Raw genomic sequence first — 18,610 nt, forward strand, 5'->3', positions numbered from 1 at the left:
GGTCCAGAACCCCGCTGTCGCGGCGCGATAGCGGGCGGACTGGGGTCGAGGCGGACCGCGGCGTGGACGCGACGGAGACGGTTCGTGCGTCACCCTCACGCACCCGAACCGTCGGGATTTAAGCGACCGGAACACGCGATTTCGAGTGCATGAAACTGCACGAGTATCAGGCGAAGAGCGTCTTCGCCGATGCAGGGATTCCGACGCCGGAGGCGACGCTGGCGTCGTCCGTAGACGAGGTCGTGGAGGCGGCCGAGGAGATCGGTTATCCGGTCGCCGTCAAGGCGCAGGTTCACGTCGGCGGCCGGGGCAAGGCCGGCGGCATCAAGCTCGCGGAGGACCGCGAGGAGGCCGAGGAGGCGGCCGACTCCATCCTCGGCATGGACCTCAAGGGCTACACCGTCGACCGCGTGCTCGTCGAGGAAGCGGTGAACTTCAAGAACGAACTCTACGTGGGCGTCACGATGGACCGCGGCGAGGGCGAACCCGTCGCCATGGTCTCCTCGAAGGGCGGCGTCAACATCGAGGAGGTCGCCGAGGAGGACCCCGAGGCCATCGCGCGCGAACACGTCGACCCCGCGTTCGGGATGCACCACTACCAGGCCCGCAAGGTCGTCTACGACGCGGGCGTTCCCCGCGAGGTCGCTTCGGACGTCGCATCCGTCCTGACCACGCTCTACCAGCTCTGGGACGACCGCGACGCCAGCGACATCGAGGTCAATCCGCTGATGATCACCGAGGACGACGAGGTCATCGCCGCGGACGCGGTCATGAACATCGACGACGACGCGCTGTTCCGCCAACCCGAACTCGCCGAGATGGAGGAAGAGGCCGCCGAGGACGACCTCGAGGCCAAGGCCAACGACTACGGCTTCGACTACGTCCGACTCTCGGGTAACGTCGGCATCATCGGCAACGGCGCGGGCCTCGTGATGACGACGCTGGACCTCGTCGACTACTACGGCGGCGAACCCGCCAACTTCCTCGACATCGGCGGCGGCGCGAAGGCCGAACGGGTGGCCAACGCGCTCGACATGGTGTTCTCCGACGAGAACGTCGACTCGGTCGTGTTCAACATCTTCGGCGGCATCACCCGCGGCGACGAGGTCGCCAAGGGCATCAACGACGCCCTCGGGCAGTTCGACGAGATTCCCAAGCCCGTGGTCGTCCGCCTCGCCGGCACCAACGCCGAGGAGGGCCGCGAGATTCTGAACGACGAACTCGTGCAGGTCGAGGAGACGCTCGAAGACGCGGTACAGCGTGCGGTCGAAAACGCGGAGGAGGAAGCACAATGAGCGTACTAGTCGACGAAGACACTCGCGTCATCGTACAGGGCATCACCGGCGGTGAGGGTAAGTTCCACACCGAGCAGATGATGGACTACGGCACCAACGTCGTCGCCGGCGCGGTGCCGGGCAAGGGCGGCCAGGAGGTCGCCGGCGTCCCCGTCTACGACACGGTCGAAGAGGCCGCCCGCGAGGAGGACGCCGACGCCTCGGTCGTGTTCGTCCCGCCGGCGTTCGCGGCGGACGCCGTCTTCGAGGCGCTGGACTCGCCGCTCGACCTCGTCGTCGCCATCACCGAGGGCATCCCGACCCAGGACATGGCGAAGGTCAACAAGCGCCTCTCGGAGGTCGACACCCGCCTCATCGGCCCGAACTGTCCGGGCATCATCACCCCCGGCGAGTCGAAACTCGGTATCCTGCCGGGCAACATCTTCGAGTCGGGCAACGTGGGCCTGGTTTCGCGGTCGGGCACCCTCACCTACCAGGTCGTCGACAATCTCACCTCCCGGGGCATCGGTCAGACCACCGCCATCGGTATCGGCGGTGACCCCATCATCGGCACCGACTTCATCGACGCGCTCGAACTGTTCGAGCAGGACCAAGACACCGAAGCGGTCGTCATGTGCGGCGAAATCGGCGGCGAGGACGAGGAGGAGGCCGCCCGCTACATCGCCGAGAACATGGACACGCCGGTCGCCGGCTTCATCGCGGGACGGACCGCCCCGCCGGGCAAGCGCATGGGCCACGCCGGCGCCATCGTCTCCGGCAGCGGCACCGGCACCGCCGAGAGCAAGATTCAGGCGCTCAACGACGCGGGCGTCCCGGTGGGCGACACGCCGAACGAGGTCGCCGACCACATCGAGGACTTCCTGTAGCGCCGTTCGGTCGGTTCTTTTTTCGATTCGGGGCTGTCACGGCGGCGTTTTGACCGGTCGTCGGACTGCTCGTCGTCGGTCCTCCGCACCGCAGAAATAGTGTGCCCGCGCCGTCACATCAGCCAGTCGACGATCCACGCCACCACCGCCGTCCCGATGAGGAACATCCCGACCGCCGACGTGAACGGTTCGGGGAAGAAGAACAGGACGACGCCGGCGATCAGGAGCAGTCCGATCGCGCCCTCGTCCCACCAACTCCCATCGTCTTCGTCGTCTTCGGCGTACGCGGTCTCCTCGTCGTACGTATCGTACTCGTCGTCGTAGGTGCCGTACTCGTCATCGTCGTACGTATCGTACTCGTCGTCGCTGTACGCTTCGTCGTAGGTATCGTCGGCGTAGGAGTCGTCTCTGGACACGTAGGGTCACACGGCTGCGAGCGGGTTATTCCTTGTGGCGGGGCGAGCGGCCGAGTCAGTCGCCGAGGCGGGTCAGACACTCCCCGCAGAAAGTCGCCCAATCTTCGTTCGATTCGCCGCAGGTCGAACACCGGACGAACTCCCCGGAGCGGCGCGACCGGCCGCTCCGGATGGGGCCGACCGAGAGCATTCCGGCGGCCGCGTCGGTGACGCCGCGGGAGCGAGACTCCGACCGACCGGAGTCGCGGGAGGCGGTTTCGACCGAGCGGGTCGCGGAAACCGTTCGGGTGACTTCTGTCGGTATCGCGTTCCGTACTTCCGGCGGTAAGTCCTCCCGCGCCGCGAGTCGGGCGAGCATCGCGTCGTCCCGCAGCACGTTCAGACCCCGCATGAGTCCGACGAACAGCAGCGTCGGTGCCACCGTCAACACGGCGGCGAGCGCCAGGCGGAGGGCGAGGTCCATGTGCGAGGCAGTAGAGTCGACATAAATTAACGTACCGAATTGAAGCCTCTTCGGTAGTGCCTCTCTATTCTCGCCGGCTGAGAGGTCCGAGCTCGCGATGTACGGTCGCCGCAATTTGTTCGCCGGTCGCTCGACGCCTCACCGCTCGTCGAGCACGCGTTCGACGTGTTGGCGGGCGTCGTCGGAGAGGTCGGCGAGCGCCACGCGCTTGTCGCGTTCGTCGTACTCGACCAATCCGGACGCGGCCAGCACCGGGAGGTGGTGGCGAGCGAACGAGAGTCGGAGCGTCTCGGCCTGCGCGTCGGCGTCGGCGGCGGCGAGGTCGTCGGCCAGTTCGGAGAGCGTCGCCGAGTCGCGCGACCGCAGGTACGCCAGCGCGGCGCGGCGGCGGTCGTCGGTCAGCGCCCAGTGGAGCGCGTCCGAGACGGCGGTCGGGCCGTCGGCGTTTGCAGTTCGCGGCGGGTCGTCCATGGGTATCGTCGCAGACGACGCGCCTGCACATCAAACTGTTCGCCGTACTGATACGTTCCCGCCCGGACCCGAACCGGTGTGAACGTATGCCAACCCATCCGACGGTTAGCCGGCGACCGTCCAGTTTCCCCGGAGAGAGCGACGGCAGGAACGAGGTGGCAGGAACGGAAATGGAAGAAGCGGGACGACAGAAGTGAGGCGGCAGACGACGGAGGTGGGGCGCGTGCCGCCGGAGAGACTCCGACCAGCGACGGGGCGTAACGGAGACGGGCGGCGGCGAAAGGAAAGGGCAGACGGCGGTCGCACCGAGGCGAGTCGTCGAGCGTCCGGCCGAACGGTATCAGCGCGCTTCGTCGAGGTCGACGAACGCGTCGTCGTCGGCGGTGAGCCAGGTGGACATTCGCTCGACGGTGGGGAGGCCTTCGGGGTAGACGGTTCGCCTGTCGGGGCGATCCTCGTAGTTGACGACGACCGACCGGAGTTCGGCGAGCGGATGGTCGGCGTTCAGTTCCGTATCGAAAGGTGCGGGGTGGTCGGGGTCGGTCCTGCCGTCGGCGGTGTCGGGGTTACTGCTCATGGTGTTCCGACCGCGTTCGACGCTGGAACGCCGACGGATTAAGTATTTTCTATGACGGATATATAGTCGTTCGGTGCGAAGGGGAGCGGTTCCCCGGACGACTTTCGTCCGGTTCGACGACGCGCCGACTTGACTGCGATTTGATTCCGTCGCGGGTAACTGTCTTCACACAATACTGTTCGCGCCGAAGTCCGGTTTTCGCCGAACCGCCGGTACGACGCTGTGGAGCATATTTTTCGACGCTGATTTCTCGGCCACCAACCCAATACGGTAACGGCTATCACAATTTTTATATTCCCCTCCGATAGAAACCGGTACGACACGCGCAACGCGGGCGTCTGACGGACCGCCCGCGCGACGAACGCAGTGCGCCGAGTCCCGCGAGAGCGAGCGGGACCCGACGACACCGTCGAGGAGGAACGAGACGTGATGCAACCGAAACCGACGACGCGCGGCCGCCCGCCGGCGAGCGTCGGCCGCGCCCGACGCGGAGGCGCCTGCCGATGACGGACTCCAGCGGTCCGTTCGGCCAGGCCGAGTACCTCTGTTACCGACTCCTCGTCCGCCTCGACGACTCCCGAAGCACCGCCACCTCGCGGTCGAAGTTCAACAAACTCAGCTGTATCGCCGACCGGTACCTCCAGTCGGAACTCGGCCACGACATCGAGTTCCCGCGCTACTGGTACGTCTACGGCGAAGTGGTCGACGAACCGTCGCTCGACCGTTCGTTCTACAACGCGCCCGCCGCGAAGTTCTGGTCGGGCCAGCAGTACTTCCCGGCCGACGACGTCAGCGACTGGGATTTCGCGGTCGAAGACCGCGAGAAGCGGTACATCGACGAGGCCGTCCGCTGGACGGTCGGGAAGTTCGAGCGCCAGAACACCGACCAGATAAAGCGCTACCAGTACCGCGAGTTCGTCCCGAACCGGTTCATCCGGGCGTACAGCGAACTCCGGTCGCAACTCAAGCGGGTGGACCTGGACGAACAGCGCACGCTCGGCGACTTCCAGGCCGCCGACCGGTCGCGCCGGGAGTCGGTGGTCGCGGCGCTCGACGAGATGGCGACCACCTACCCCCGGGAGGACTACCCCGAGGCCTTCGAACTCTTCCGGTCGTGGAACGACACCGTCAGACTCCTGCTCGACGACGACCCCAACTACGCCGTCGTCGAGGCGTTCCTCGACTCGTTCATCACCACGCTCAGCAAGGTCGAGTTGCGGTTCCACCACCGCCGGAACATCCCCGACGCCCGCATCAAGGCCTGGGAGGACGAACGACTCGAAGTGAAGGAGGCGTTCCGGTCGAACCTGGCCGAGAAGCGCCGGGAGTTGCTCGCCGCCAGGCGCGACTCGGCGGTACGGGCGCTCTCGGACTACGGTCCGGAGGTCTGAGGCGACGACTCGCCGACCGCGCTTCGCGGCCGCGCGCCGAATCCCGGATACTCTCCGCCGGAAAAATCTTGTCGGTTCGGAGACTGTGACGGTTCAATGAGGGTGACTCAGACCGGGTCGGGATGGTCGCTCGACCGAATCGTCGAGGCGGTGCTCGCCGAACTCCGGGCCGCGCTCGTCGAGACGCTCCCCCAGTTGCTGACCGCGCTAATCTTCTTCGTCGTGGCGTACGTCGCCATCAGGGCGATTCTACGACTCGTCAGACCGGTGTTCGAGGCGGTGTACGACGACCTCGTGGCCGACCTCTTCACCACCGTGGTCGCCGTCTTCCTCTGGTTCGGCGCGGCGCTCGCGCTGTTGAAGCTCCTCGGCATGGGCGAGATCGCCGCCAGCCTCGGCACCGCGACGGGGTTCGTCGCGCTCGGGGTGAGCTACGCGCTTTCGGACATGATCGCCGACACGGTCGCGGGGGTGTACCTCCTGAAGGACCCTGACTTCAACCCCGGCGACGAGGTGGTCGCCGCCGACGTGACCGGAACCGTCCAGTCCATCGAACTCCGGAAGACGCGACTGACCGCCGACGGCGGCGACGTGGTGGTGCTGGCCAACAGCAAGGTCGAAGCCGAGTGGACCAAGAAGTCGTCGTCCGGGTCCGCCGTCGGGGCGGCGGACCCGGACGACGAGCGGGCGTGATGGGTCAGACGAACGCGACAGACGGACGCGACGGGCGGGCGTGACACGGTCGGGACCGAACCGGCGCGCGTTTTATTCCGTCCCGGCGACTACCGTGGTCCATGTCGAACGCGACCCACCGGTGTACGTGTGGGGCGAAACTGGAGTACAAACAGGACCTCACGAAGGAATCCTCGGGGGTGTATCCGACCTGGAAGTGCCGGGACTGCGGCACGCCGGTTCCCGGACAGGTCGCCGAGAAGCTTCGACACCAGCACCCCTCGTAGTCGGACGAGGGCGGTTCGAGGCGGCGTGACGGGTTCGACGGCGGGCGAGAGGGTCCCGTCGCTTGCGAGGGGACACTCTCGCAGAAAAGCGGTGATTTCGGGTCAGTACCGCGAGGGACGTCGAGAGGCCGACGGTGTCACTGCTCGGGCGAGTACTCGACGGTGACCTTCTGGACGCCGTAGATGTCGTCCCACTCGCTGTCCTCGTCCAGCAGTATCACCGTGAGTTCGACGTTCCCCTTCTCGACGCCGGCCCGTTCGAGGGCTTCGGGCTGGATTTCGACGGTGTACGTGCCGTTCGCGTTCTGCTCGACCGACGACCGCGCGAGGAGGTCGCCGCTGAGGTACGTGAACCGGCCGCCGTCCTCGAACGAGGCGTGGGCGTAGACGACGAAGTACGGTTCGCCGCGCACGGTGCCGTGGTCGGCGGGGTCGACGCGGGACATCGACGTGTTGGCGCCGATCCGCAGGTCGAAGTCCGAGTAACCGCTACCGCTCGCCTGGGTCTTCTGGACGACGGTGACGCCCCGGATGCGGTCGCCGACGCTCGACTCGTTGCGCTTGTCCTGGAGCGGCTTGTTCGGCGACTTCGGCTTCGACCACGAGGCGGTGGTCGTGGTCGCCGTCGTCGCGGTCGTACCGGTTCGCTCGGTCGTACTCGTCTGTTCGCCCGCGGACGTCTCCGCGGTCGTGGTGGACGTCGCCTGCGTGTCCGTGGTGGTGTCCGCGGTCGCGGTGGTCGTCGTTGCCGCGGTGGTGGTGGCCGTGGTTGTATCTGCGGGTTCCATGGTCGTCGATTCCGTCGTCGTGTCGCTTCCGGACGGTCCGAAGCCCGCACAGCCTGCGAGCACGACGGCGAAGACGAGTCCTACTGCGATCAGTGGTCGGCGCTTCATGGCTCGGGGTTCTCGCCTCGCCGAGTTTATTATGCGGGCGGTAACGCAGCGGTTATACGCACCGAAAGTCCGGGAACCGTCGAAACGTCCCGAAAGCGTTCCCGCTCGCCCGCCGGGAGGCCCGAGACGACTCGTGTTCGCTTGCCCCGCCGGGACCCGCGGCTACGGGCGTCGGTCGGCGTAAATCGAATCCTTATGGTCCGTTTAACGTCCGAGAATCAGTCGCCGGCCGACCGCTCGGCGACCTCGTCGCGGACGGCGTCGGTGATGACGTCCATGCCGACCGCCGCCTGGTCCTCGGTCAGCACCAGCGGGGGCAGGAGTCGGAGCACGTTGCCGTACTGGCCGGCCTTCCAAACCAGCACGCCGTTCTCGAAGCACCGTCGTCTGACATCGTCACGTTCCGATTCGCTCTCGCGGAGAGTGTCGACGAGTAGCGCCTCCGACCGGGACGCGGCCGGTATCCGTTTCGAGACGGACGGAGACACCGGGGGCGGACGAACGGTCGGGGACGAACCTCCCAGTCGGCGCTAGTGTTACTCGTGTACTCTCACAACGACTAAGTAGCGAGGGTGGAATCGGCCGAGTATGGGGGAAACCATGAACGTTTCGGCAGAACACGACAGCGCGGTCCACCACCTGACGAGGGCGTTGGAAACCGACGACGAGGGCGAAAAGCAGTTCCACGTCCGGCAGGCGTTGCAGTTACTCGGCGTGGCCGCCGTCGAGTCCTGAACGGCGCGTCAGACGAGCGGACTCGCGTTGGTCGGGGAGCGCAGTCCGTTCTTCGCACGGGAGCGGCGAACGCGAGCGACCGCCGAACGCGGGCGACCACTGAACGAGAACCTGGCCGGAGGCCACGCTACCGACACGGATTGGGTTGGTCGATGTAGATCCGCGCCGGTCCATCCACGGCGAGAAACGTGACTTCGCCAGCGTAGTACGCCGACGCCTCGCCACGGGTTTTCGGAACGGTGAACTTCACGGCGTTGGGTCGCGGTCCGCCGGACTCGCGTTGGATTCCGGCCGTGGTTCCGAACACGACCGTAACCGGATGACGAGTCTGGGATTCGATAGAGAGTACGTTGTCGAACGGACAAAATCCTTCCGCGCCGCCTGCCGGCACCGTCTCCACGTCGGTCGGGATGTCGGGGGAACACGCGGTCTGCTGGAGGAGCGTCGCGTGACCGGCGCCGGAGAGTCGGAGCGAGTCCACCTCGCCGGCGAACATCATCGAGTCACCGCCCCGGTTTCTTACGGTCCCTGATGCCTCTTGGACGCGCCGACCGCTGGGGAGTTCGATGCCCTCGTTCGTCGTGAACTGGTACTCGAACGTGGATTTCGGTTCGGCCCCGAACGACGCGTCGTTCGTGTACGGACAGAACTTCTCGCCGTCGTTCGACTCCGGTGGCGTATCAGCGCCGCCACCGTCGCCAGTATCGTCGCCGGTACCACCCGCACACTGCACTTCGTCGGGTTTCCGCCCGGTCCACAGGTCGTTCGGATGCACGGACTCACCGTCGAAGTACACGTTGTACTCCTCGACCCACTGGTCGGGCAAGTCGAAGGCGAGCAGGTCGCCCGAAAAGCGATAGCAGTCCCACCCTCCGCGGGTGTAGCCTCGGACCACACAGCCGTCGGGGTCGTCTTCGACGTCGACGGTCACGACGTCCGAGTCGATGGGAGCCTGCGCCGGGTCGTCGACCTTCTCGACGCTACCGTCGACGGCGAACGCGTACGGATACGACCGGTCGCTCGGTGCGTTGATGCAGAGTTCGTGTCCGCTCCCCTGAGCCAGTACCGTCGTACTACCGAAACCGAAAGCGGTACTCGCCGCCCCGAGTCGCCGTAACACCGTTCGTCGCGTCGAATCTGTCATTGTGTGTCCCCCATCTCTGAATTGCACCCATTGGCCTTCGGTCGCTCTCGCGTCTCTCGAAACGTCGACGCAAGCCGTACGACCAACTCCCTAATAAATCGCCGTTCTGACCTCTGGGCAGAGACGAAAACTCTCCTCTATGGTGTGCTGTGTCTACCTAAACACGAATCTCACTCACCGCGTTGCGACTACGGTTCTTCGACCTAACGAGTAACCGGGAGTAGGATTCGAAAAATCCGCGCGGGCCGGTGCGGGGAGTGAAAAACCGCCCGCGCGGAGTTGAATTGGGACCTGCTGAAGTGAAACGCTACGAACGTTTCGGGAAGGGCTCGACGTTAGCCCTTAAACAGGCAGAGTACCCCCCAGTATTAGAGTCTTCCGACGGGCGCGAGTCGTTGCTGACGACGAAACATGGGCGCCCGGCAGGGACGAACCCCCGACAGCACATCAACGAACTCACGCGGCCCTGCCACTACACGGGCGAGTGACCGCACGAACGTGAAATTAAGGAGTGTCCACTAGTGCTAAAGGTATCCAATATAATGTGGATTTATACGAACACTCTCAGTCCTGTAACCACATGGAAAAGATTCCTCCCTCGGAAGTCTTCCAGCTCGATGAGGAATCCTCAGTCGCCTTTGAGATAGCGTTCAGTGCACTCATAGCAACTGCAGTTCTCAGCTTTCCAAGACCCGGTATGGCTTATACAGGCCTAAAACTATTTGCTATTGGGTTCCTTGCAGTAACCCTCGCCCGGTGGATGGCTGTTTTTGGCCGTTACGCTAACTCTTCGCTTGTACTGGACCAAACAACCCACTATATTGTGTTCGTCACCTATGTCTCTCTCCTCTATCTCTTTGATGTGCTTGCTGACTGGTTGACCCTGCAACTCCCCCTTCCATTACCATCTGCGTTTTATCTCGGACTGATACTAGTCGTATTTCTGTTTGCGTTCGTTGCAGTACAAGAATTGGTGTTCAAAGATCTCCTTCTTTACGCGGCTATGCTTGGCTATAATGGTTTTCAGGATAGCGATATTGCCAGTTACCGTAAGCGGTTCGCTCAGTTTGGAAAACGGGCGATAAGTATGTCCCAAGCCGATAACCTACCGGCTAGTCTGAATTGGCTTCAATACGCCGAGATTAAAGGTGAAGTGACTACCACCTCTGTTGGGGTATTTTATCTTTCATTTGGTCTGCTGGTCGGGTTTTTTGTAGGATTGTGGGCGGTAGTTACCGTAGCTGTGAGTGGGCGCGTAGCTACTGCAGTAGTCCTACTTGGAGCTATCATTCTCCGAATTCCGGTCAATTTCTTCTATTCACGATACGGCCTTAATCTGTTTGAGACGGAGCTTTCTACGAAATCGCAACTAGCGACTCTTATATTCGCCTTCATATATGCGCGCATTTTGGTGTGAAAAACGAGATTTTAGGGGGAGAGTTCAGAATAAGTTAAAAATGACCCAATAAAACCGCACATCCACTGAGTCAAGGAAGGGCTGACACACGAGAGTCCTGCGAACGCTAACAAATACGGAGATATAAAAGACACTGCGTACTCCTTCAACATAATCCCGGGACGTGGAAGGTGCACGTCAGCTAACCTGATGACTTCAAATCCGAAAACAGGACTCACAAAACCAACACTGTACAGCCATCTTGCGATTATTTGTCCTTTGAAAACGGAAACGAGCGAGTGGGTCGGGGCGGATTCGAACCGCCGACCTGCTCCGTGTGAAGGAGCTGTCATAACCGGACTAGACTACCGACCCGAACAGTTCACCGTTCCCCCTTGCCGGACTTAAGACTTACTTTACACCGCGAAAGAAATCGGCGTCGGCGGCGACTTACACTCGTTCTCGGGCGCGGCGCATCGCGCGTCGGGCGCGGCGCTGGGCTTCCCACTCTGCCTCGCGGAGTTCCGCGCGCCACTTCTCGGTTCGGGTCGGCGTCTCCTTCTCGTAGCCGGTGGCGCGTCGGATGCGGTACTCGACGGGCGCGAGTTCTTCGCGGAGGCCTCGGTAGAGGTGTCGTCCCGCTCGTCGTGCGTAGTACGTCGTGTCTTCGAAGTGTTTGTTCATCGTTCGCACACCATTCTGTTTCTATGCGAAGGTCAAATATATGCTTTGCGCCGACCGTGCTGGTGCGTCTCGCAGGCGACCCCGAACGGAAGACGCCCGATGGAAGCCAACGCCGTCCCGGGGAAGGCACCACGGGACGAAACTGGCAGACGGTGTCAAAAACGGTTTATCGGCAGGCGGCCTCGGTACGGGTGTATGTTCACGCGGCTCTCGATACCGACGCCGTTCCAGATCGGCCCGGTGAACGCCTACCTCGCCGGGCGGACGCTGGTCGACCCCGGACCGGGAAGCGAAGAGGCGTGGGCGGCCCTGCTCGACGGCCTCGAAGCCCGCGAGCTCGGCCCGACCGACGTGACCCAGGTGCTGGTCACCCATCCCCACCCGGACCACTTCGGGTTGGCGGCGCGCCTGCGCGAACACGGCGCGCGCGTCGTCGCCAGCCCGACCGCGGCGCGGATCATCGAGGACTTCGAGGCTCGCCTCGACTACGAGCAGTCGTACTTCGCCGACTTCTTCGAGCGCCACGGCATGGCGCGCTCCACCGCCGAACTGGTCACCGACCTCCCCGAGTCGTTCCTCCAGGCCGCCCCCAGCGTCGAGACGGACCTCGTCCTCGACGACGGCGAGACGGTCGAGGTCCACGACACCACCCTCACCGCCGAGGCGGTCCAGGGCCACGCCCCCGGCGAAACCATCTTCACCTACGAGACGGAGGGCGACGACGGCGAGCCGAGTCGGCGCGCGCTCGTCGGCGACCAGGTGCTTCTCGACATCACGCCCAACCCCCTGCTCCAGCCCCCCGAGGAGGAGGGCGGCGAGCGACCGCGAGTGCTCCCGGCGTTCAACCGCTCGCTCGCCGACCTCCGCGAACGGGAGTTCGATCTGCTGCTCCCCGGTCACCGCGAGGTGATAGAGAACCCGCGCGAGCGCATCACCGAGATCCTCAACGCCCACGAGGAGCGGACCGCGAACGTCAAGTCTATCGTCGACGGGCCGACAACCGCGGTCGAGGTGATGGAGGCGCTGTTCGACGACCTGCCGGCGACCGAGTACTTCTCGGGGATGAGCGAGGCGGTCGGCCACCTCGACGTGCTCGAAGCCCGCGGGGAAGTCGAACCCCGCGAGCGCGGCGGCGTCGTCGTCTACGAGGAGGTGGCGTCGTGAACGAACTCCAGCCGGTCGCGCTCGGCGAGGAGCCGGCCGACCTGGTGGTCACCGGAGGCCGGGTCTGCCTCCCCGAAAAGGGAGAGTTCCAGGCACGCGACGTCGCGGTGAAGAACGGACGGGTCGCCGCGCTCCCCGAGGACGCCGAGTCCGTCATCGGCGAGGAGACCCGGGTCGTCAACGCCAGCGGTCGCGTCGTCGCGCCCGGGTTCGTCGACGCCCACACCCACCTAGACCTCCACCAGACGTTCGAGAGCGCCTACCACTACGTCGTCGAGAGCGGGACGACCACGGTCGTCTCCGAGGCGGCCAGCTACGGTTCGGCGTTCGGCGCGGAGGGCGTCGAGCAGTTGCTCGCGGCCACCTCCTACCTGCCGGTCCGCGTGCGCGTGACCGTCCCGCCACAACCGCTGGTCGACACCTTCGAACCCCGGCGGGCAAGCGACGAGGAGGCCGAGGAACTCTCCGACCTGCTGGCCGACGACCGGGTCGTCGGCGTCGGAGAAACCGACTGGATTCACGCCGTCGGCCGGGACACGCCGGTCGAACTGCTCTACGAGCGCGCCCGCGCCGAGGGCAAGACCGTCTCGGGCCACGGCGCAGGCTGTTCGGGCGAGAAGTTCGCGGCGTTCGCCACGATAATCGACGACGACCACGAGTCCATCTCGGGCGCCGACATCGTCGAGCGCATCGAGAACGGCGTCCACGCCATCGGCCGGTACGGCTCCATCCGCGACGACATGGCCGCCGTCGGCGAGGCCTACCCCGAGGTCGGCGCGGCCGACCTCTCGCTGTCAACCGACGGCATGTGGCCCCGCGAACTCATCGACGAAGGCTACATGGACGTGGTCGTCCGGCGGGCCATCGAGGAGGGCGTCGCACCCGCGGACGCCATCCGGATGGCCACGCTCAACCCCGCCCGCCACTTCGGGCTCTCGGACGTGGGGTCGCTCGCGCCCGGTAACGCCGCCGACGTCATCCTCATCGACGACCTGGACGAAGTGAACGTCTCGACGGTCATCAGCGGCGGCGAGGTCGTCTACAACAAGGGCGAGTCGAAGGTCGCCCCGCGGACCCACGAGTACCCCGAGCGCTTCTACGACTCGGTGGACGTCGCGACCGACCCCGCTGAGTTCCGGGTGTCGGCCGACGCCGCCGTCGACGGCGAGGTTCGGGCCATCGAGTACCGCGGCGGCCTGCTGTCGGGCGAGACGACGGTTTCGCCACCCGTGGAGGACGGCGAACTCCGTGCCGACCCGGACGCCGACGTGCTGAAGGTGACGCTGCTCGACCGCCACCCGAATGGCGACGGCACCGGATTTACGGGCTTTTTGACCGGCCTTGGCCTCGACAGCGGCGCGGTCGCGACCAGCGGCACGTGGGAAACCCCCGGCGTGGTCGCGGTCGGCACCAACGACGACGACCACCGGGCGGCCGTCGCCCACGTCGCGGAGATGGGCGGCGGGTGGGCCGTCGTCGAGGACGGCGACGTCGTCGCGGAGCTTCCCACGCGGGTCGCGGGCGCCTGTTCGGACCTCGAAGTCGAGGAAACCGCCAAACTCTACGGCGCGGTCGAGAGCGCGCTCCGCCGACTCGGCGCCGACGTCGAGCGCCCGATGCTGGCGGTCCAGACGCTCACCTTCCCCGGCGTGCCGACGCTGAGGCTGTCGTTCTCAGGCTACGCCGACGTGCTGAACCGCGAAGTCGTCGGACTGTCGCCCTGAATCTACTCCTCGAGCATATCCTCTTCGGCCCCCTCGTCCTCCCCGCCGGAGTCGCCGGTTTCGGCCGGCGACCCTGCGCCGACCTCCCGGCCGGCCGATTCGGCGTCGGCGTCGGCCTCGTCGTCCTCGCTCACCGCGGGGTGTTCGCGGATGGTTCGAATCTGCTCGTACGGGAAGAAGTTCCGACCCTGTTCGCGGGTCAGCCAGACGCCCGAATCGTAGAAGTCCAGTTCGTACCCCTCGACCGGCGAGGTCACCTCGCGCTCGCCGCCCCGGACCCTGTTGCCCTGCTCGCCGGTTCGGACGAGGTACACGTGATAGACTGTCTCTGTCATGTCGGGGGAAGCCTTCGGTGTCCCCGGCGAAAAGGATGACGGGCGGTCGGCGGCGCGTTCCGACGACCGAACGGGACCGTCACGGCACGGGGGTCGCGGCCGTGCAATTTATTCACACGGTCGGCGTCCACGCGGTGACGATGACCGATACCGTACTGGTGACCGGCGCGACCGGGACGCAGGGACGAGCGGTCGTCGACCACCTGCTGTCGGGCGACCACGGCGACTTCGCGGTCCACGCGATGACCCGCCACCCCGAGAGCGCCCGGGCCCACGAACTGGGCGAGCGCGGCGCGGAGGTGGTGCAGGGGGACCTCGCTGAGAAGAACACCCTGCGACCGCTCGTCGAGGCGGTCGACGCCGTCTACGCGGTGACGAACTTCTGGGAGGCTGGCTACGAGGACGAGATCGAGCAGGGCACCAACCTCGCGGAGGTCGCGGCCGAGGTGGGCGTCGACCACTACGTGTTCAGTTCGGTCGGCGGGGCCGAACGCGACTCCGGCGTCTCGCACTTCGACTCGAAGTGGAAGATAGAGCAGCGCGTCCGCGAACTCGACCTGACCGCGACCGTGGTCCGGCCGGTGTTCTTCATGCAGAACTTCGAGGGAATGCGCGAGGACGTCGAGGGCGGAACGCTGGCGATGGGTCTGGCGGAGGGCGTCTCGCTCCAGATGGTGGACGCCGACGACGTCGGCGCGTTCGTCGCCGAGGCGTTCGCCGACCCCGACCGTTACGTCGGACGGGCCGACGAACTCGCCGGCGACGAACACACGTTGGAGAGCGCCGCCACGGTGTTCTCGGAGGTCCTCGACAGGGAGGTCGAACCCGTCCACGTCCCCCTCGACGACCTCCGCGAGCAGATGGGCGAGGAGTACGCGGTCATGTTCGAGTGGTTCAACGAGCACGGCTACGAGGCCGACATCGACGCGCTCCGGGCCGACCACGACGTGGATTTCGCGGACCTGGAGACGTACCTCCGCGAACACGACTGGGGTTCGTAACCGGGAAACGCCGGCGGGGTGCTCCACCGGACGCCGTCAGCGCCGGCGCTCGCGGCGTCCGGAGGCAGCGTCCGGTCGCGGCGTCCGAACTCGATTCGCCAGCACCGGGTGGCCGAAATCGGCCACCCGGTGCTGGCGAGTGGCCCGAGGTCGGAGGTGCGACCCCGGCACGGACCCGCCGCCGGCTACTTCGACCGCGGCGAAAGTCGACGTCGTAGCGACCCGGACTCGGCCTCCGCCCGTTTCTGCGCCCGGCGAGCCTTCAGGCGGTTGTACGCCATCGCCCCGCCGACGAGCAGCGCGAGCGCCCCGATCGACTTGAGTTTCGGCGCCATCGACGGCGGACCGTCGGTGCCGCCGCGGGACCGACTTCGGCCGCCGCTCGGGTTTCCGCTCTTGGCGCCCGTCCCGAGCGAGAACGACCGCCCCTCGCCGGTTTCGCCGCCGCCGACGTTCCAGGTCAACTGCGAGTCGTGGAAGTGTAACTCCAGGATTCCCATGGCCGTTCTTCCTTCGCCGAGAGCGTCCTTATCGGTTGGGGCGGACCGTCCGTCGCGCGGTCCCACGACACCGCGTCGGGACGCGAAACGAGACGGCCGTAGACGAAACGACCGTGGACGAGATATCCGCATTCGTGACGTTCATAAGCGGCGCGTCGCTCGGTTGGAACATGAACGGCACGTCGCGGGAGTTCCTCGAACGCCTGCTCACGACGCCGAGTCCGTCCGGGTTCGAAGTCGAGGGTCAGCGGGTCTGGGTCGACTACGTCTCCGAGTTCGCCGACGAGGTGCGCACCGACGCCTACGGCAACGCCGTCGCCGTCCTGGAGGGCGGCGACCCCACCGTCGCGTTCGCGGGCCACGCCGACGAGATCGGACTGATGGTCAACAGCATCGACGACGACGGCTTCGTCCACCCCTCGCGTATCGGCGGGTCCGACGCCACCGTGTCGAAGGGCCAGCACGTCGAGATCCACACCGACGACGGTCCGGTCCACGGCGTCGTCGGCCAGACCGCCATCCACCTCCGGGACTCCGACGACGACGCGGACGAACCCGAACCCATCGCCGAACAGCACGTCGACATCGGCGCCGAGAGCGAGGACGAGGCCCGCGAACTCGTCGACGTCGGCGACCCCATCACCTTCGTGTCGCCCGTGGCCGACCTCTGGGGGACCCGGATGGCGGCCGCCGGGATGGACAACCGCGTCGGCACCTGGGCCGCCGCCGAGGGCCTGCGCCGGGCGGCCGAGGCCGACGTCGACGCGACCGTCTACGCGGTCAGCACCGTCCAGGAGGAACTCGGCCTCCGGGGCGCGGAGATGGTCGGCTTCGACGTGGACGCCGACGCCGTGCTCGCGGTGGACGTGGCCCACGCCGTCGACAGTCCCGACCTCGCCGACCAGGAGGACGAACACGGCGAGGTCGAACTCGGCGGCGGACCGGTCGTCGCCCGCGGGTCGGCCAACCACCCAGTAGTCGTCCGGGCGGCCCGCGAGGCCGCCGCCGACGCCGAGATTCCGGTGCAGTTGCAGGCCGCGGGCCGCGCGACCGGCACCGACGCCGACGCCTTCTACACCGCCCAGGGCGGCATCCCGTCGCTGAACGTCGGCATCCCGAACCGCTACATGCACACCCCGGCGGAAGTCGTCGACACCGACGACCTGGAGGCGGTCGCCGACTTGCTGGCGGCGTTCGCCGAGCGTAGCGCCGGGCGCGAAGACTTCGCCGTCGACATCTGACGCGACGTCGACGGCCGACGTTCGAGCAGCGGCGCTTTGACGCCCCTTCGAATCGAACCCACGACCGATGCAGATTCCCTACGCCGATGCGACCATCGGATTCTCCCTGCCCGAGTGCGACGTGACGGTCGCCGAACCGCCCGGCGGCGACCCGGTCGACCCCCGCGAGGCCGCGGAGGCCGCGGTCGAGAACCCCCACGGTCCGCGACTGCGCGACAGGGTCGACCCCGACGACGAGGTGGCGGTCGTCGTGACCGACGTGACGCGCGCGACCCCCGACGACGTGCTCGCCGACGTCCTCCTCGCGGAACTGCGGGCCGGCGGCGTCGACCGCGAGCAGGTCCGAATCGTCGTCGGACTCGGCCTCCACCGACCGATGAGCGACGAGGAACTCCGCGAGGCGCTCGGCGAACACGCCGACCTCGCGGAGAACCACGACGCCGAGGCCGCCCGCGAAGTCGGCACCGTCGAAGGGCCGGACGGCGAGTCGGTGGCGATCGAACTCAATCCGACCGTCGCCGACGCCGACCGCGTCGTCTCGACCGGGATGGTCGAACCCCACCAGTACGCCGGCTTCTCCGGCGGGGCGAAGACCCCCGCCATCGGCGCGGGCGGCGAGTCGCTCATCCGGTACACCCACGGCCCGGCGATGCTCTCGAACGAGGGCGTCAGACTCGGCCGGACCGAGGGTAACCCGTTCCGGGAAACGCTGAACCGGGCGGGCGACGTAATCGACCTGGACTTCTGTCTGAACGTCACCCACGCGCCGGCGGGCATCCTCGACGCGAGCGCGGGCGACCACCGCGCCGTCGTGGCCGACCTCGCCGAGACGGCGCGGTCGGCCCTCTCGGTGCCGGTGTCGGGGAGCTACGACGCGGTCGTCGCGGGCGTCGGTGCGCCCAAGGACGCCAACCTCTACCAGACGACCCGGGCGGCGACCTACGTCGCCCTGGGCGATTACGACCCTCTCCGGGAAGGTGGCCGCATCGTCGTCCCCGCGCGCCTCCAGGAGGGCGCGGGCGAGGGCACCGGCGAGAAGCGTTTCTACGACCGCCTCAGCGGGGCCGAAAGCGCGTCGGCGCTCTACGAGGAGATGCGCCGCGGCTACGACCCCGGCGCACAGCGGGCGTTCGTCGTCGCGCGAGTCCTCCGGGAGTACGACCTGTACGTCACCAACAGCAAGACGCCTCAGGTCGTCGGGGACTGCCTGATGCACGCCAGCGACTCGGTCGAAGACGCCGTCGAACCGGGCAGCGACGTGCTCGTGGTACCCGACGCCCTGGACACGCTCCTCGTCAGGGCGTGAGAGGAGACGAAGGCGGTGTCTCGACGTTCGAGACGCTCCGTCGGGG

22 protein-coding genes and 1 tRNA gene are annotated in these 18,610 nt (G+C 66.3%); 12 read left to right on the forward strand and 11 right to left on the reverse strand.

All coding sequences use genetic code 11. From position 1 onward, the window contains the following. Positions 1-149 precede the first annotated feature (149 nt). Positions 150-1,295: an ADP-forming succinate--CoA ligase subunit beta gene (sucC, locus tag NGM07_RS05450; protein WP_253518085.1), complete on the forward strand. Its 1,146-nt coding sequence runs from the start codon at positions 150-152 to the stop codon at positions 1,293-1,295. Continuing rightward, complete coding sequence (gene sucD, locus NGM07_RS05455; RefSeq protein ID WP_253518088.1) at positions 1,292-2,161, forward strand: succinate--CoA ligase subunit alpha; 870 nt, start codon at positions 1,292-1,294, stop codon at positions 2,159-2,161. Before sucC ends, sucD begins: the two co-directional genes overlap by 4 nt. 113 nt (positions 2,162-2,274) lie before the next feature. Here sucD and NGM07_RS05460 read toward each other — a convergent pair whose 3' ends face one another. The 4 genes from NGM07_RS05460 to NGM07_RS05475 all read right to left on the reverse strand — a co-directional run bounded on the left by NGM07_RS05460 (position 2,275) and on the right by NGM07_RS05475 (position 4,088). Next, entirely contained in the window at positions 2,275-2,577 is a 303-nt protein-coding gene (locus tag NGM07_RS05460; protein WP_253518089.1) for a hypothetical protein, read from the reverse strand. Between the two features lie 55 nt (positions 2,578-2,632). Continuing rightward, complete coding sequence (locus NGM07_RS05465) at positions 2,633-3,040, reverse strand: hypothetical protein (RefSeq protein WP_253518092.1); 408 nt, start codon at positions 3,038-3,040, stop codon at positions 2,633-2,635. Positions 3,041-3,178: 138 nt separating this feature from the next. Further along, complete coding sequence (locus NGM07_RS05470; protein ID WP_253518094.1) at positions 3,179-3,511, reverse strand: DUF7344 domain-containing protein; 333 nt, start codon at positions 3,509-3,511, stop codon at positions 3,179-3,181. Positions 3,512-3,851: 340 nt separating this feature from the next. Continuing rightward, entirely contained in the window at positions 3,852-4,088 is a 237-nt protein-coding gene (locus tag NGM07_RS05475) for a DUF7511 domain-containing protein (protein ID WP_253518098.1), read from the reverse strand. 503 nt (positions 4,089-4,591) lie between these two features. Between NGM07_RS05475 and NGM07_RS05480 the strand changes: the two genes are divergently transcribed. The 3 genes from NGM07_RS05480 (at position 4,592) to NGM07_RS05490 (ending at position 6,438) form a co-directional block, all read left to right on the forward strand. Further along, positions 4,592-5,479, forward strand: coding sequence for a hypothetical protein (locus NGM07_RS05480; RefSeq protein WP_253518101.1), 888 nt, complete (start codon positions 4,592-4,594; stop codon positions 5,477-5,479). Positions 5,480-5,581: 102 nt separating this feature from the next. After that, complete coding sequence (locus tag NGM07_RS05485) at positions 5,582-6,172, forward strand: mechanosensitive ion channel domain-containing protein (RefSeq protein ID WP_368410276.1); 591 nt, start codon at positions 5,582-5,584, stop codon at positions 6,170-6,172. 101 nt (positions 6,173-6,273) lie between these two features. Next, complete coding sequence (locus NGM07_RS05490) at positions 6,274-6,438, forward strand: hypothetical protein (protein WP_253518106.1); 165 nt, start codon at positions 6,274-6,276, stop codon at positions 6,436-6,438. A gap of 137 nt (positions 6,439-6,575) precedes the next feature. Here the strand turns inward: NGM07_RS05490 and NGM07_RS05495 are convergent, their stop codons facing one another. Further along, entirely contained in the window at positions 6,576-7,334 is a 759-nt protein-coding gene (locus NGM07_RS05495) for a hypothetical protein (protein ID WP_253518109.1), read from the reverse strand. A gap of 218 nt (positions 7,335-7,552) precedes the next feature. Next, a complete protein-coding gene (locus tag NGM07_RS05500; RefSeq protein WP_253518112.1) occupies positions 7,553-7,699 on the reverse strand; it encodes a hypothetical protein in 147 nt (48 codons plus the stop codon). 223 nt (positions 7,700-7,922) lie between these two features. On the opposite strand from NGM07_RS05500, the gene NGM07_RS05505 reads away from it, so the two are divergent. Next, positions 7,923-8,069, forward strand: a complete 147-nt coding sequence (locus NGM07_RS05505) for a hypothetical protein (protein WP_253518115.1) — start codon at positions 7,923-7,925, stop codon at positions 8,067-8,069. A gap of 127 nt (positions 8,070-8,196) precedes the next feature. Here NGM07_RS05505 and NGM07_RS05510 read toward each other — a convergent pair whose 3' ends face one another. After that, entirely contained in the window at positions 8,197-9,213 is a 1,017-nt protein-coding gene (locus NGM07_RS05510; protein WP_253518117.1) for a hypothetical protein, read from the reverse strand. A 580-nt stretch (positions 9,214-9,793) separates the two neighbouring features. Here NGM07_RS05510 and NGM07_RS05515 point away from each other — a divergent pair. Further along, a complete protein-coding gene (locus NGM07_RS05515) occupies positions 9,794-10,630 on the forward strand; it encodes a hypothetical protein (protein WP_253518120.1) in 837 nt (278 codons plus the stop codon). A gap of 279 nt (positions 10,631-10,909) precedes the next feature. On the opposite strand, the gene NGM07_RS05520 is transcribed toward NGM07_RS05515, so the two are convergent. Next, a tRNA-Val gene (locus NGM07_RS05520) sits at positions 10,910-10,984 on the reverse strand. A gap of 75 nt (positions 10,985-11,059) precedes the next feature. Further along, a complete protein-coding gene (locus tag NGM07_RS05525) occupies positions 11,060-11,293 on the reverse strand; it encodes a DUF7553 family protein (protein ID WP_253518123.1) in 234 nt (77 codons plus the stop codon). Positions 11,294-11,488: 195 nt separating this feature from the next. Here NGM07_RS05525 and NGM07_RS05530 point away from each other — a divergent pair, with 195 nt between their 5' ends. Then, complete coding sequence (locus tag NGM07_RS05530; RefSeq protein WP_253518126.1) at positions 11,489-12,457, forward strand: MBL fold metallo-hydrolase; 969 nt, start codon at positions 11,489-11,491, stop codon at positions 12,455-12,457. Continuing rightward, entirely contained in the window at positions 12,454-14,181 is a 1,728-nt protein-coding gene (locus NGM07_RS05535) for an adenine deaminase C-terminal domain-containing protein (RefSeq protein WP_253518129.1), read from the forward strand. The genes NGM07_RS05530 and NGM07_RS05535 overlap by 4 nt, the downstream gene beginning before the upstream one ends. Positions 14,182-14,183: 2 nt before the next feature. Here the strand turns inward: NGM07_RS05535 and NGM07_RS05540 are convergent, their stop codons facing one another. After that, a complete protein-coding gene (locus NGM07_RS05540; RefSeq protein ID WP_253518131.1) occupies positions 14,184-14,516 on the reverse strand; it encodes a hypothetical protein in 333 nt (110 codons plus the stop codon). Positions 14,517-14,656: 140 nt separating this feature from the next. Between NGM07_RS05540 and NGM07_RS05545 the strand changes: the two genes are divergently transcribed. After that, a complete protein-coding gene (locus NGM07_RS05545; protein WP_253518134.1) occupies positions 14,657-15,517 on the forward strand; it encodes an NmrA/HSCARG family protein in 861 nt (286 codons plus the stop codon). Between the two features lie 185 nt (positions 15,518-15,702). Here NGM07_RS05545 and NGM07_RS05550 read toward each other — a convergent pair whose 3' ends face one another. Then, a complete protein-coding gene (locus tag NGM07_RS05550) occupies positions 15,703-16,017 on the reverse strand; it encodes a hypothetical protein (protein ID WP_253518137.1) in 315 nt (104 codons plus the stop codon). 170 nt (positions 16,018-16,187) lie between these two features. On the opposite strand from NGM07_RS05550, the gene NGM07_RS05555 reads away from it, so the two are divergent. Beyond that, positions 16,188-17,258 carry a M20/M25/M40 family metallo-hydrolase gene (locus NGM07_RS05555; protein ID WP_253518140.1) on the forward strand — a complete coding sequence of 357 codons (1,071 nt, stop codon included), beginning with the start codon at positions 16,188-16,190 and terminating at the stop codon, positions 17,256-17,258. A 67-nt stretch (positions 17,259-17,325) separates the two neighbouring features. After that, entirely contained in the window at positions 17,326-18,564 is a 1,239-nt protein-coding gene (locus NGM07_RS05560) for a lactate racemase domain-containing protein (protein WP_253518143.1), read from the forward strand. The last annotated feature ends 46 nt before the right edge of the window (positions 18,565-18,610 follow it).

Source organism: Halorussus vallis, from assembly GCF_024138165.1.
In the GTDB taxonomy this organism is placed as follows: domain Archaea; phylum Halobacteriota; class Halobacteria; order Halobacteriales; family Haladaptataceae; genus Halorussus; species Halorussus vallis.